Source organism: Telluria sp. AIW5 (assembly GCF_056680575.1).
In genome coordinates this window covers 4,859,084-4,872,977 of record NZ_CM155289.1, presented here as the reverse complement: position 1 = coordinate 4,872,977, position 13,894 = coordinate 4,859,084, and the positions used below count along the sequence as shown (strand labels likewise).

General features: G+C 65.4%; 13 protein-coding genes. 8 read left to right on the top strand and 5 right to left on the bottom strand.

Features of this window, described 5'->3' with window-relative positions; translation table 11 throughout:
- The first annotated feature begins 4 nt into the window (after positions 1 to 4).
- The 7 genes from AC1MEM_RS21565 (at position 5) to cysM (ending at position 6,467) form a co-directional block, all read left to right on the top strand.
- Positions 5 to 310, top strand: coding sequence for an integration host factor subunit beta (locus AC1MEM_RS21565; protein WP_056344442.1), 306 nt, complete (start codon positions 5 to 7; stop codon positions 308 to 310).
- A 251-nt stretch (positions 311 to 561) separates the two neighbouring features.
- Positions 562 to 864, top strand: a complete 303-nt coding sequence (locus tag AC1MEM_RS21560) for a LapA family protein (RefSeq protein ID WP_499474034.1) — start codon at positions 562 to 564, stop codon at positions 862 to 864.
- Between the two features lie 47 nt (positions 865 to 911).
- Positions 912 to 2,087, top strand: a complete 1,176-nt coding sequence (gene lapB / locus AC1MEM_RS21555) for a lipopolysaccharide assembly protein LapB (RefSeq protein WP_499474032.1) — start codon at positions 912 to 914, stop codon at positions 2,085 to 2,087.
- Positions 2,088 to 2,170: 83 nt separating this feature from the next.
- Positions 2,171 to 3,148: a D-glycero-beta-D-manno-heptose-7-phosphate kinase gene (gene rfaE1 / locus AC1MEM_RS21550; protein ID WP_499474030.1), complete on the top strand. Its 978-nt coding sequence runs from the start codon at positions 2,171 to 2,173 to the stop codon at positions 3,146 to 3,148.
- 256 nt (positions 3,149 to 3,404) lie between these two features.
- Positions 3,405 to 3,776: a ComEA family DNA-binding protein gene (locus AC1MEM_RS21545; protein WP_499474028.1), complete on the top strand. Its 372-nt coding sequence runs from the start codon at positions 3,405 to 3,407 to the stop codon at positions 3,774 to 3,776.
- A gap of 121 nt (positions 3,777 to 3,897) precedes the next feature.
- The gene (locus tag AC1MEM_RS21540) at positions 3,898 to 5,262 is read left to right on the top strand and encodes a M28 family peptidase (RefSeq protein WP_499474026.1); all 1,365 of its coding nucleotides are present in this window, start codon (positions 3,898 to 3,900) and stop codon (positions 5,260 to 5,262) included.
- Positions 5,263 to 5,564: 302 nt separating this feature from the next.
- Positions 5,565 to 6,467, top strand: coding sequence for a cysteine synthase CysM (gene cysM, locus AC1MEM_RS21535; protein WP_499474024.1), 903 nt, complete (start codon positions 5,565 to 5,567; stop codon positions 6,465 to 6,467).
- A 102-nt stretch (positions 6,468 to 6,569) separates the two neighbouring features.
- On the opposite strand, the gene AC1MEM_RS21530 is transcribed toward cysM, so the two are convergent.
- The 5 genes from AC1MEM_RS21530 to AC1MEM_RS21510 form a co-directional block, all read right to left on the bottom strand.
- Entirely contained in the window at positions 6,570 to 6,914 is a 345-nt protein-coding gene (locus AC1MEM_RS21530; protein ID WP_136219512.1) for a hypothetical protein, read from the bottom strand.
- A gap of 442 nt (positions 6,915 to 7,356) precedes the next feature.
- Positions 7,357 to 8,538: a lytic murein transglycosylase B gene (mltB, locus tag AC1MEM_RS21525; RefSeq protein WP_499474022.1), complete on the bottom strand. Its 1,182-nt coding sequence runs from the start codon at positions 8,536 to 8,538 to the stop codon at positions 7,357 to 7,359.
- On the bottom strand, positions 8,535 to 10,547 hold the full coding sequence (locus AC1MEM_RS21520; protein ID WP_499474020.1) for a transglutaminase TgpA family protein: 2,013 nt from the start codon (positions 10,545 to 10,547) through the stop codon (positions 8,535 to 8,537). Before AC1MEM_RS21520 ends, mltB begins: the two co-directional genes overlap by 4 nt.
- Complete coding sequence (locus tag AC1MEM_RS21515; protein WP_499474018.1) at positions 10,544 to 11,539, bottom strand: DUF58 domain-containing protein; 996 nt, start codon at positions 11,537 to 11,539, stop codon at positions 10,544 to 10,546. Before AC1MEM_RS21515 ends, AC1MEM_RS21520 begins: the two co-directional genes overlap by 4 nt.
- A gap of 174 nt (positions 11,540 to 11,713) precedes the next feature.
- A complete protein-coding gene (locus tag AC1MEM_RS21510; protein WP_499474016.1) occupies positions 11,714 to 12,634 on the bottom strand; it encodes an AAA family ATPase in 921 nt (306 codons plus the stop codon).
- Between the two features lie 175 nt (positions 12,635 to 12,809).
- On the opposite strand from AC1MEM_RS21510, the gene AC1MEM_RS21505 reads away from it, so the two are divergent.
- Complete coding sequence (locus tag AC1MEM_RS21505; protein WP_499474014.1) at positions 12,810 to 13,742, top strand: histone deacetylase family protein; 933 nt, start codon at positions 12,810 to 12,812, stop codon at positions 13,740 to 13,742.
- The last annotated feature ends 152 nt before the right edge of the window (positions 13,743 to 13,894 follow it).

The following is a 13,894-nucleotide window of genomic DNA, read 5'->3' as shown; positions in this document are numbered from 1 at the left end:
ACAGATGACCAAGTCCGAGCTGATTGCCCGACTGGCTGAGCGTTATTCTCAGCTGGTCGCCAAGGATGCGGAGTACGCAGTCAAGACCATTCTCGACGCGATGACCAACGCCCTGGCGACCGGGCAGCGCATCGAGATCCGTGGTTTCGGCAGCTTTGCACTCAACAGCCGCCCGCCCCGCATCGGCCGCAACCCGAAGTCGGGCGACAAGGTGATGGTTCCCGAAAAACGGGTGCCCCACTTCAAGCCCGGCAAGCAGCTGCGCGAGCGGGTCGACGCGATGGTCGGGCAACCGATTATCGAAGACTGAGTCGTCTGCCACGTGCAGGCAACAGAGAACGGCATCCTCGCGGATGCCGTTTTTTTTTGTTCGCGCGGCTGATCTTGCTTGGGTTGAACGCGTGGGCACGGGGCGCCCACCCTACCGAAACGCATGCGTCCGTAGGGTGGGCGCCCCGTGCCCACGCGGTACGAAACCCCCGCGAACACCCATCAATTTTGAAATAACGGTACAGATATGCGACACTGCGCCTTTGCATCCCCCACCGCCAGGCCCATCAGATGAAATTTGTCTCCACCATCGCGGGATTTATCCTGTTCGTCCTGTTTTTCGGCTTCGCGCTGAAAAATACGCAGGAAGTCGACCTGAACTTTTTCCTCGGCTATGAACTGCGCGGCCCGCTGGTGCTGATGCTGCTGGCCTTTTTCATCGCCGGCGCGGCGCTCGGCATCCTGGCCATGTCGCCCACCGTCTTCCGCCATCGCCGCGAAGCATCGCAGCACAAGAACACCGTGCAGGCGCTGCAGAGCGCGGCCGGCACCGGTACCGCCCAGCCCGCCGCGGATGCGGTCGCGCCGCGCTGACGCCGTGCCCATCCCGCGCTCATCAACTGAACCAACAATAACAACTCATGGAATTTGAAACCTGGTGGCTGCTCGCCGTCCCTGTCTTCTTTGGCCTCGGCTGGATCGCCGCCCGGGTCGACATCAAACAGATCCTGTCCGAATCGCGCACCTTGCCGCGGGCCTATTTCAAGGGCCTGAACCTGCTGCTGAACGACCAGCCCGACAAGGCGATCGACGCCTTCATCGAGATCGTCACGCTCGACCCTGAAACGGCGGACATGCACTTTGCGCTCGGCAACCTGTTCCGCCGCCGCGGCGAAATCGAACGCGCCATCCGTGTCCACCAGAATCTGCTGGCGCGTCCCGACCTGCCGGCCGAACAGCGCACCCAGGCCCAGTACGAACTCGGCATGGACTATTTGAAAGCCGGCCTGCTCGACCGCGCGGAAGAAACCTTCAACGGCCTGGTCGAGGGCAGCTACAGCGTGCAGGCAAGCAAGGCGCTGCTGGAAATCTACCAGCGCGAAAAGGAATGGGGTCGCGCGATCGATGCCGCGACCGGCCTGCAGGCCTCGGGCGCCGGCGCGCGCCAGAAGGAAATCGCCCAGTTCTATTGCGAGCTGGCCCAGGACACGCTGGTGCGGAGTGACTTGCCGGACGCGATGGCGCTGCTGGACAAGGCCCTGCACGCCGACCGCAACAGCGTGCGCGCGACCATGCTGCTGGGCGACGCCCTGCTGGCCCAGGGTGACGCCGAAGGCGCGATCGCCGCCTGGAAGCGGGTGGAACAGCAAAGCGTGCCGCACGTGGCGCTGGTCGCCGGGCGCCTGATGGACGGCTACCGCCGCGTCGGCCGGCCGCAGGAAGGCGTCAACCTGCTGCGTTCCTACCTGGCGGAAGCCTCGTCGATTGACCTGATCGAGGTTGTCTTCAAGGCCGTGATTGAACTCGACGGCGTGGAAGCTGCCAAACAGCTGGTGGTCGACGAGTTGCGCCGCAATCCGACCTTGCTCGGCCTCGACAAGCTGCTCGAAGCGCGCCTGATGGACGCCCCGGCCCACCTCTGGGAAGAGCTGTCGATGGTGAAGAACCTGATCCACGGTTACACGGCAAAGCTCGCGCGCTACCAGTGCAGCCATTGCGGCTTCAAGGCGCGCCAGTATTATTGGCAATGTCCGGGCTGCAGCCGCTGGGAAACCTATCCGCCGCGTCGCACGGAAGAACTGAATGTCATGAATTGACATAGCCAACGAGACGCGACGTTCCGCGTGGGCACGGAGTCCGATCGCGGCCCGGCCCACCCTACATACCTACGCACACGCAGATGATTACCGAAACACCAAGCCGCCTGCTCGACGGCGCAGACTACCTCCACACCGCCGCCCCGCGGCTCGACAACGTGCGCATGCTCGTGGTCGGCGACGTGATGCTCGACCGCTACTGGTTCGGCGACGTCTCGCGCATTTCGCCGGAAGCGCCGGTGCCGGTGGTGCGCATCGAACGGCGTGAAGAGCGCCTCGGCGGCGCCGCCAACGTGGCGCGCAACGCGGCCGCGCTCGGCGCCCACAGCGGCCTGCTGGGCGTGGTCGGTGCCGACGAAGCGGGAACATCGGTCGAGCGCCTGCTGCTCGATTCCGGCATCCATAGCTACCTGAAGCGCGACGAGGCGATTTCCACCATCATCAAGCTGCGCGTCATCGGCCGCCAGCAGCAGATGGTACGCATCGACTTCGAGGACGCCCCCACCGAGACCGTGCTGCGCGACAAGCTGACGCAATTTCGCGCGCTGCTGCCGGACTACGACGTGCTGATTTTCTCCGACTATAACAAGGGCAGCCTGGTCAACGTCGCCGAGATGATCCGCGCCGCGCGCGAGGCCGGGAAGATCGTGATGGTCGACCCGAAGGGGGACGATTTCTCGCCCTACGCGGGCGCCAGCATGCTCACGCCGAACAAGTCCGAACTCAAACGCATCGTCGGCAACTGGAAGAGCGAAGAGCAGCTGACCGCCAAGGCGCAAGCGCTGCGCACGGAGCTCGGACTCGAGTCGCTGCTGCTGACGCGCTCGGAAGAGGGGATGAGCCTGTACACGGAAAACGAGGTGCTGCACGTGCATGCGGATGCGCGCGAGGTGTTCGACGTGTCGGGCGCCGGCGACACGGTCATCGCGACCATGGCCGCCATGCTGGGCGCGCGGGCGCCGCTGGACGTGGCGCTGGCAACCGCGAACCGCGCCGGCGGCATCGTCGTCGGCAAGCTGGGTACCGCCACTGTCACCCGCGAAGAATTATTCCCAGGCTGATCATCGTAGGGTGGGCATGCCCACGCGTTACGCACGGCTCCCGGTCGAAACGTTTTACGTGGCCTGCGGGCTCCGCACGCGTGGGCATGCCCGGTGAACCCGTCATTGAGGCCACTGGCCTCAATGACCCCGTACGTTACGCGGAGGCCAACTCCATTTGATCCGGCTCAATCGCTTCAGGTCAACAGCCTTTCATCTGCCGCGTTAAGCGCGGATGGACGGCATCCGCCGTCCGTTACCCAAATGGAGACTTTTGATGATCAAGAAACTGATGCTTGCCGTTGCCATGCTGGTCGCCTCGACCGGCTTCGCGTTTGCCCAGGTCGACGTCAACAAGGCCGATGCCGCCGCCCTCGATGGCGTGAAGGGCGTGGGGCCGAGCATGTCGAAAGCGATCCTGGAAGAGCGCAGCAAGGGCGAGTTCAAGGACTGGGCCGACTTCCAGAAGCGCGTCAAGGGCGTCGGCGAGAAGAAGGCGGCCAAGCTGTCCGAGGCCGGCCTGCAGGTGAACGGCAAGGGCAAGAAAGGCGCCGCGGCCGGCGTCAAGCCCGACACGAAGACGGCCAAGGCCGCTCCGGGCGCGAAGGAATCGAAAGCCAAGCCGGCCGAAGCCAAGCCCGGCATGTAAGGGCGAGCTGCCGCCGTCGCCCCGGCGGCAGCTGTTCCACCCCGGATTTTCGCCCGTAAAGACTGTAACAGGCGGGGGCGGCATGAGAAGATAAGGATTCGCACCGACTCCAGGGACCTTCATGCATCGCCTCCGCATCACCGCCCGCCTCATCGCCGGTCTGCTCGCTTCCGCTTCCAACGCCGCGCCCGCCAGCCCGGACGTTTCCCGCCACCAGGCCCAGATCGACAAGATCGTCGCCCAGATTTCCCCGAAACGCATCGATGCCTATGTGCGCAAGCTCGTCAGCTTCGAGACGCGCCACACGATGTCGGACACGGCTTCCGGGACGACCGGCATCGGCGCCGCGCGCCGCTGGATCAAGGCCGAACTCGAGCGCTGCGGCGCCGGCACGCAACTTGAGGTCAGCTTCGACAGCCACATCGCCCCGATCTCGGCGCGCATCTCGCGGCCGACCGAGATCGTCAACGTCGTCGCCACGCTGCCGGGTACCCAGGAGGCCTCGAAAGACCGCCTGTACGTGGTGACCGGCCACTACGACTCGCGCAATACCGACGTGATGGACGCTGCCGGCCGTGCGCCGGGCGCGAACGACGACGCTTCGGGCACGGCCGCCGTGATGGAGATGGCCTGCGTGATGGCCAGGTACACATTCGACGCGACCCTCGTCTTCATGGCGGTCGCCGCGGAAGAGCAGGGCCTGCTCGGCGCCGGCCACTGGGCGAAGATGGCGCGCGAAAAGAACCTGAACGTGGCCGGCATGTTCACCAACGACATCATCGGCAGCTCGCACGCCGACGACGGCCGCGTCGACAACAAGCAGGTGCGCCTGTTTGCACAGGGCGTGCCGGCGACCAGGGAGATGAGCGACGCGGTGCGCCAGCTCGTCGCGACCGGCGGCGAAAACGATTCGATCTCGCGCCAGCTCGCGCGCCATGTGAAGGAGCAGGGCGAGCGCTACGTGAAGGGCTTCAAGGTCAATGTGATCCAGCGCCACGACCGCTACCTGCGCGGCGGCGACCACATGCCTTTCCTCGAGCAGGGCTATGCGGCACTGCGCTTCACCGAGCCGAACGAGGACTTCTCGCACCAGCACCAGAACCTGCGCACCGAGAATGGCAAGGTGTATGGCGACCTGGTCGACTTCGTCGATCCTGATTACACGGCGAAGGTGGCGAAGGTGAATGCCGCCGCGCTCGCTTCGCTGGCCCTGGCGCCGGCCGCGCCGCAAGGCGTGAAGGTGCGCACGGACAAGCTGGTGAACGATTCGACGCTGGTGTGGCAGGCGAATGCGGAACCGGATGTCGCGGGTTACCGGATTGTGTGGCGCGATACGACAGCGGCCGGGTGGCAGGGGGCGAAGTTTGTCGGCAATGTGACGGAGGCGACTGTGAACCTGTCGAAGGACAATTACTTCTTCGGCGTGCAGGCGGTCGATAAAGACGGCAACGTCAGCGTCGCGACCTATCCCGCTCCGCTACGCTGATTCGTAGGGTGGGCATGCCCACGCGGAACGGTGCATGGTGTTGGCGCGATTCCGGTCCGCACCGTGAAACCGCCGAAACGTCTTGAATGAACATTTGGACGCGCTGGCGGGTATCCACGTTCGCGTCTCCAAAATCACCACCATTGATCATCGTTCCGCGTGGGCATGCCCACCCTACGTTACGTCGGCGCCGCGGAATGACGGTGATTGCGTCGGGGCGGAGACCGGCCGCGACCCCTCTCCATGCGCACTCTTGCGTCCCGGTTTAGAATGGCATTTTGAAGAACAGCAAGAGAGCGAGCATGGCCTATAAAACCATCGAAGATACGATCGGCAATACCCCGCTGGTGCAATTGATGCGCCTGCCGGGCGCGGATGCCGTGGCGCGCAATAACGTCATTCTTGGCAAGCTCGAAGGCAACAACCCGGCCGGGTCCGTGAAGGACCGCGCCGCGATGTCGATGCTCAAGAATGCCGAGGCACGCGGCCAGATCAAGCCGGGCGATACCATCATCGAGGCAACTTCCGGCAACACCGGCATCGCGCTCGCCATGGCGGCCTCGATCCGCGGCTACAAGATGATCCTGCTGATGCCGGATAACCTGTCGATCGAGCGGCGCCAGAGCATGGCGGCCTACGGCGCCCAGATCGTGCTGACCCCGAAGACGGGCGGCATGGAATACGCGCGCGACATGGCCGACCAGATGCAAAAGGAAGGCAAGGGCATCATCCTCGACCAGTTCGCCAACCAGGACAATCCGCTCGCCCACTATGAGACGACGGGTCCGGAAATCTGGCGCGACACCGATGGGCGCATCACCCATTTCGTCAGCGCCATGGGCACCACCGGCACCATCATGGGCGTGTCGCGCTACCTGAAGGAACAGAACGAGGCGGTGCGCATCATCGGCGCCCAGCCCGAAGAAGGGTCGTCGATTCCCGGTATCCGCAAGTGGCCGCAGGCTTACCTGCCGAAGATCTTCGACAAGTCGCGCGTGGACCAGGTCGAAAACGTCGGCCAGGCCGCGGCCGAGCAGATGGCGCGCCGGCTGGCGGCGGAAGAGGGGATTTTCTGCGGGATTTCAGCGGGCGGCGCCTGCGAAGTGGCGCTGCGCATTTCACAGACCGTGGAGAATGCGACGATCGTGTTCATCGTCTGCGACCGCGGCGACCGTTACCTGTCGACCGGCGTGTTCCCGGCCTAAGACGCGCACAGGACGGCAAAAGGGGCGATCGCATCGCCCCTTTTTTTCGTTCAGCATCCTGCACGGCCGCATGATTGCCGGCTGCGCGGGAATGCGTGAAAATTACTCGCCGCTCGAGGCGGACGGTGCCGCGCCTTCTTTTGGCTTGAACTGCTTGTCGCTGATGCGGAACTTGTTGCGGCGGTCGCCCATCAGGTAGCGCAGGTCGCGGATCGACAGGTCGCTCACTTCGTGCATGCGGATCAGGAGCGATGCGCCGACCGGCAGGCGGTGGTGGCGGATCTTCGAGATCACCGGCGGCGCCACTTCCAGGGCGCGCGACAGGGCTGCGTCGTTCTTCAGGCGCAGGTTCTCGATCAGGGTGTCCAGCAGACGGTTCGGGTTGTATTGCAACAGTTCATCCGACTCCGCATCGCTGCTCATATCAATGCCGACTTGGTTTGTCATGATTCAAAAATTCCTATTGTGGGTTACGGAAAGTTGCTTGCGGCGTTTCGGTTCCGGAAGTTCTTTCGAAAAAATCTACTCAATTGTACAACTAATTCAGGCTCTAGTACTTATGAGCAATAGAATTCGGTGCGAAGCCTCGGCTCTGTTGTCTATTCGCAACAATAGCCGCAATGCAATTCTCTCACAAACTCACGAAAAAAATAATTGTTTTTTCATTAAACCTGAGTGTAAAGGAAACAGACGTTGCGCGCCGCACGTTTCAGAATGATATGCACAAATGGCAACATCGGAGGGAGTATGCCGCGCCTTTGAATGTTTCCATAGAGTACAGAAATCAGGCGGGTCGGGATACACCGGGGGAGTACCCGGGGTAAGGAGCGCTGCGCCGGGGAAGAACGGGGGCGCAACGCTGTTACAGCCTGTTACAACTTTGTCAGCTCTACAATGCCTGGGCCATCCGGGCTTCGCGTACGGCGCGTCCCAGGTCGATGACCGACATGGCATAGAAATAACTGCGGTTATATTTGGTGATGGCAAAGAAGTTATCGGTCGCCAACCAGTACTCGGTCGCTTCGGCGCCGTTCTGCAGGTCGACCAGGCCGTACAGGCGGCCCGGCGCCAGCGCCGCGGGCGGGATGACGCCGGCCGCTTCCAGTTCGTCCGGACGCAGCGTGGCGGCCAGGCCGCGCTCGAGCAGCGGCTCCCAGGCGCGGTGCGCGGCGACGTCGACCGGGATCACGGCCGGACCCGGGTCGCTCGGCTTCCAGCCGTGTTCGATCAGGAAATTGGCCACGCTGCCGATCGCGTCCGCGGTCGAGTTGCGCAGGTCGATATGGCCGTCGCCGTCGAAATCGACGCCATACTTCAAAATATTCCCGGGCATGAATTGCGGCAGGCCGACGGCGCCGGCAAAGGAGCCGAGCAGCGTGAACGGGTCGATCTTCTCGTGGCGCGCCAGCAGCAGGGTGTTCTCGAGTTCGCTACGGAAGAAGTCGGCGCGCGCGGTCTTGTTCGGCGCGTCCGGATAAGCAAAGGCAAGGGTGGTCAGGGTGTCGAGCACGCGGAAGCGGCCGGTATCGCGCCCGTACACCGTTTCCACGCCGATGATGCCGACCAGGATCTCGGCCGGCACGCCGTACATCGCCTCGGCACGCGACAGTGCGGCGTCGTTTTCGTTCCAGAAGCGCAGGCCGGCATTGATGCGGATCGGCTCGATGAAGCGCTCGCTATAGGCTTTCCAGTTCTTCGGCTTGCCCGGCGGCGCCGGTTTCACCAGCTGCACTGCGGACTCCACGAAATGGACCTGGCGCATCTGCGCTTCGAGCTCGGCGCGGTCGAAACCGTGCTTGACGACCATGTCGTCGACGAAGCCCTGGACGGCCTGCCATTCGCCGAAATTGATCGGCTCGCCCTTGTAGTCGATGGCCGACACGGCAGCCACCGCCGCAGCGGCGGCCAGCGCCTTGCGCACCCTGGGACCGGGCCTGGAGAGCGATGCTTTGGCCGCGCTTGCCTTGGCCTTGCCGGCCTTGGCCGGCGGATGCTTCGTCGCGGCGTTGGCGTCGAACACCGGGGGTGCTGCGAAAACGAGTGCTGCGAGAACTAATACTAAGGATTTCATCGAACTTGCGAAAGTAAGCGCTTCAGGGTCGCGGCCAGATGGGCGTCGTCGCGGCGCGGCGCATACCGCCAGGCGCTGTAACGGCCGAGGAACTCGGCGGCGGCCGCTTGCGCGGGCGCTGCCAGGCTGCCTGCCGCGACAATGCGCGCGCAATAGGCGGTCGGGCCTTCATCTGCCGAACGCGCCAAACCCAGCCGGGCCAGGCGCGAACACAGGGCCGAGTATAGCGCATCGACCGGATCGCTAGCCCGGCGTTGCTGGAACATTCTAAACAGCAACAACACTCCGGCCAGGAAAGCCAGCAAGACCGGCATGTGCCAGCCGAACAGCGAGGACTGCACGCTCGCGACGACGCTTTGCTGGCGCTGCGGCGTGTAATTGAGCACCCACTGGTTCCAGCCATTGTTCATCGCCCCGGCCGCGTAGCGCATCTGGGCGATCCATGGCGTGCTCTCGCCGTCCATGCCCATGAAGCGCCCGAATCCTTCGATGCCGAAGGGCGGGCGCGGCGGGATCGCGCCGTCCAGGCCGCGCCGCACCCGTTCCGGTGCCACGGCCGCGGTCGGGTCGACACGCACCCAGCCGCGTCCCGCGAGCCAGACTTCGGCCCAGGCGTGGGCATCGGACTGGCGCACGGTGACATACCCATCGAGCGGATTCAACTCGCCGCCCTGGTAGCCGGTGACGACCCGCGCCGGCACCCCGGCCGCGCGCATCAGGAAGACGAAGGCGCCCGAAAAATGTTCGCAAAAGCCGGCGCGGCTGCCGTAGAGGAAATCGTCGACCGCATTGCGCCCGAGCAGTGGCGGGTTCAGCGTATACACATAGTTCTCGCGCCGGAAGCGCTGCAGCACGGCCTCGACACGGCGGCGCGGATCAGGTTCGGCGCGCAGGTTGAGGCCGGCCAGCAGGGCACGCGGGTTGCTGTCGGCCGGCAGCTGCAGCCAGTCATCTGCGTCCGGCGGCAAGCCATCCTTTTGCAGGCTGTAGTCCAGGAAGGAGCGCATCCGGTAGCGCAGGCGCGTCTCCACCGGGAGATTCGTCGTCAGTTCGAATTCGCCCGAGACATGCGCGAGGTTGCCGTCCAGCGCGGGCAGGCGCTGCGGCATCTCGAGCGCGAACAGCCAGCGGTTTGACCCGGGTTCGAGCGTGACTTCATAGCCGACCGGCTTGCCGGCAACCAGCAGGGACGGCGGCTGCTGCGCCGAGCGCCGGCGTGCCCTGGCGTCGATCCGGGTCCAGGTGCGCCCGTCGTAGGCGCCCAGCACCGGGCCGCGCCAGTACAGCTGCTCCTGGCGCGGCACCGGGCCGTCGAAACGCACGCGGAAGGCGGGCTCGCCCGACTGCGCCAGGTTCGCCATCGTTCCCGGCGCCATCGTTTCCGACAGGCCGGAACGGGCACTGGTGGCGTCGCCCGGCAAGCCCCACAGCGGCCCCTGGATGCGCGGGAACAGGAAGAACAGGGCGAGCGCCAGCGGCGCGGCCAGGCCCAGGATCTTCACGCTCATCAGGAAGCGCCGGCGCAGCGGCGGCACGGCGCCCGTGAACTGGAAACTCAGCTGGGCGGTGAGCAGGGCCAGCACCGAGAGCGCCATCAGCAAGGCCGTGCCGATGCCCTGCTCGTAGAAGAAATTCGTCAGCACCAGGAACAGGCACAGGAACACGACCACGAACAGGTCGCGCCGCGCATGCATTTCCAGCATCTTGAAGGCGACCAGCAGCACCAGCATGGCGACCCCGGCATCGCGCCCGAGCAGGGTCTGGTAGCTTTGGGCGACGCCGAACATGGCAAGCGCCGCCAGCGGCAGCAACAGCAGGCTGGGCGGCATGCGCTTGCCCTGCAGCGTGATCGCGCCGCGCCACAGCAGGGTCAGCGCGCACAGCCCCGACACCCAGGCCGGCAGGTGCGCCACATGTGGCGCCAGCACCAGCAGGGCGCTGGCGAGCAGCAGCAGGGTGTCGGCCTTGTCGCGCGGCAGGGCATGCAGTCGGGCAAAGAGCGCCTTCATCGCGGCGTTTCCAGGCCATACAGCGCCAGCGCGCGCAGGCAGGCGGCCGCGTGGGCGGGGCCGCTGGACGCTGCGAACGAGGCCGCGCCCAGGTAGAAGGCGTAGGGCAGGGCGCGGCTCTCGGCCTCGAGCACCCAGCGTGCCATGCGCGACAGGCGCAACTCCAGGTCGAGTGCGGGAGGCAGGCTGGCCAGGTCCAGCACCAGCTCCTCGCGCGCGCCGCCCTCGAAATGCTTGATGGCGAGCTGGCCGCCGTCTTCCAGGGCGAGGCGCGCGATCTGGCGCCAGGCCAGCCGGCGCAGCGGGTCGCCCGGCTGGTAGGGGCGCACGCCGGCGAAATCGTCTTCGCCGCCCGCACTGGCCGTGTCCCCGGACGAAGGTGCGCCCGTGGCCCGCGGCAGCGGTGGCGCATCTTCCTCGGGGAACGGATAGACCAGTGCGCGCAGGTCAGGCTGCCAGTAGCTCCAGGCGCGGAACAGGCCGAGCGGAAAGCGCGTGCTCAGCACCAGGCGCGGCGCGGCCAGCCAGCCGCGGCGTTCGGTCGGAACGGCGAGGCGCACGATGGCGTCGGCACCGGCCGCAAGGTCGGCCGCGTGGCGCGGTTCGTCCTCGCTTGCGGCATCGACCCGGATGGCGTAGCGGGGACGGGCGGTCGTGTTGACCAGTTGCAGCTCGAAGCTGGCCTCCTGGCCGGCGAACACGGCCGGCGTGCGGCCGGCTTTCAGGCGCAGGTGGGCCAGGTTGCGCCAGGTGAGCAGCATGTCGACCAGCGCACAGGACAAGGCCAGGAAGGTCAGGGCATAGCCCAGGCCCAGGTTGTAGTTGATCGATCCGACCAGCAGCACCAGCAGCAGCGCGCCGAAACCCACCCCCGGTCCACTGGGCAGGATATAGATGCGGCGCTGGCCGAGGAACAGCTCGCTGGTCGCGCGCGCTTCGCGGCGCAGGCGCCAGTGGCCGCCCTCGGCCGGGGTCGGGCCCATGCTGTCCATCGTTTAGAACCTATCCCAGTAGGGATGAGTCGTTGCTGACGCGCCTGGAAAGCGCGTGCTGCGTTGCTCGTCGCGCATTTGGTAAATTCGTGGTTTACCATGCGGCCTCCTCGCGCCTTGCCCGCGCTTCCCATGCATCGTCATCAACTTCCTCCTCCCTACTGGCATAGGTTCTTACACCGGCACCGATTTTTGCAGCTGCAGCACCAGGTCGCGGCTGGCCTGCGCCATCCCGTGCGCCGACTTCAGGGGCCGCAGGCGGTGCGCGCAGACCGGCACCAGCACTGCCTGTATATCTTCCGGCAGCACATGGTCGCGTCCCTCGAGTGCGGCCCAGGCGCGTCCGGCCTGCAACAGGGCGATCGCGGCGCGCGGCGACAGGCCCTCGGCGAACAGGGTGCCCGAGCGCGAGGCCTGGGCCAGCGCCTGCACGTAGTCGATCAGCGAGCTTGACGCATGGATCGCACGCAGCGCACGCTGCGCCTCGAGAAGCTCTTCCGGATTCATCGCGGCGTCCAGCGTGCGCAGCAGGACGCGACGGTCTTCGCCCATCAGCAGCGCACGCTCGGCGGCGGCGTCCGGATAGCCCAGCGACAGACACATCAGGAAGCGGTCGAGCTGCGACTCCGGCAGCGGGAAGGTGCCGAGCTGGTGCGCCGGGTTTTGCGTGGCGATGACGAAGAAGGGTTCGGGCAGGGCGCGCGTCATGCCGTCGATGCTCACCTGCCGCTCTTCCATCGCCTCGAGCAGGCCCGATTGCGTTTTCGGCGTGGCGCGGTTGATCTCGTCGGCCAGCAGCACCTGGGTAAAGATCGGTCCCGGGTGGAAGGCGAAACCGTTCTTCTCGCGCTCGTAGACGGAAATGCCGGACACGTCGGCCGGCAGCAGGTCGCTGGTGAACTGGACGCGGTTGAATTTCAGGCCGAGGGACAAGGCCAGCGCATGCGCCAGCGTGGTCTTGCCGACGCCCGGCACGTCCTCGATCAGCAGATGGCCGCCGGCCAGCAGGCAAGTGAAAGCGAGGCGCACCTGCTGGTCCTTGCCGACCACGATCTGGCCGACCTGGCGCGCGGCGGCGTGCAATTTGTTGAACATGGTTGGGTTCCAAGGTGGAATATGCGGGGCCGCGGGCGGCATGGTAGATTAGCGCTATTGGCAACTATTCTTTCCATGCAGCGGGAACGTCCGTCTCCGGATGATTCTATGCGAGAACGGGCATTCCCGGTGTATGGCTGAGCAGCAGGCAACACATCGACAAGCAGCCACGATCATGAGCACAGCAATCTACAGCCATCCAGACTGCCTGAAGCACGACATGGGCGACTGGCATCCCGAATGCCCGGCCCGCCTGCAGGCGATCGACGACCAGTTGATCCGGGCCCGGATCGACGGCCTGCTCGAACGCCGCCTGGCGCCGCTGGCCGAGATTCCCGCGATACTGCGCAACCATACCGAGGGCGCGCTGGCGCTGGTGCGCGACCATATCCCGAGCACCCCGGGCGACACCTATCCGCTCGACGGCGACACCCTGCTGTGCCACGCGAGCTACGACGCGGCCCTGCGCGCGGCTGGCGCCGCCCTGGCCGCGACCGACGCCGTCATTGCCGGCGATATCGACAACGCCTTCTGCTCGGTCCGCCCGCCCGGCCACCACGCCACGCCAAGCGAGCCGATGGGCTTTTGCCTCTTCAATAACGTCGCGATCGCCGCGCGCCACGCGCTCGAGGCGCACGGGCTGGAACGGGTCGCGATCGTCGACTTCGACGTCCACCATGGCAATGGCACGTTGGAATCCTTCCGCAAGGATCCGCGCGTGCTGATGGCGAGCTTCTTCCAGCATCCGTTCTATCCGTACGTGGAACCGGAACCGGTCAGCGCCACCATGGTCAACATCCCGGTGCCGGCGAGGAGCGGCGGCGATGTCGTGCGCCAGGTGGTGCAGGAATACTGGCTGCCGGCGCTGCACGCGTTCCGGCCGCAAATGATTTTCATCTCGGCGGGTTTCGATGCCCACCGCGACGACGACATGGGCGGCATGGCCCTGGTCGAAGCCGATTACGCCTGGCTCACGCGCCAGGTGATGGCGGTGGCGCGCGAGCACGCGGGCGGCCGCATCGTCAGTTGCCTGGAAGGCGGCTATGAATTGTCGGCACTCGGCCGCAGCGTCGTTGCACACCTGAAAGTTCTGGCAGAGCTTGATTAAAGGCAAACTTTGTTCGTTTTCGCGCGAATACAACGCACTATTCTTCTCTCGCTTGTTCAATTGACTCGTTTCTAGTGCAGGCATACAGTCAGCTCAGCCGCAGGAAGCGGCTGCGCCTGGCTCTGCCGGCAGCGATGGCATCGGGACAGGCG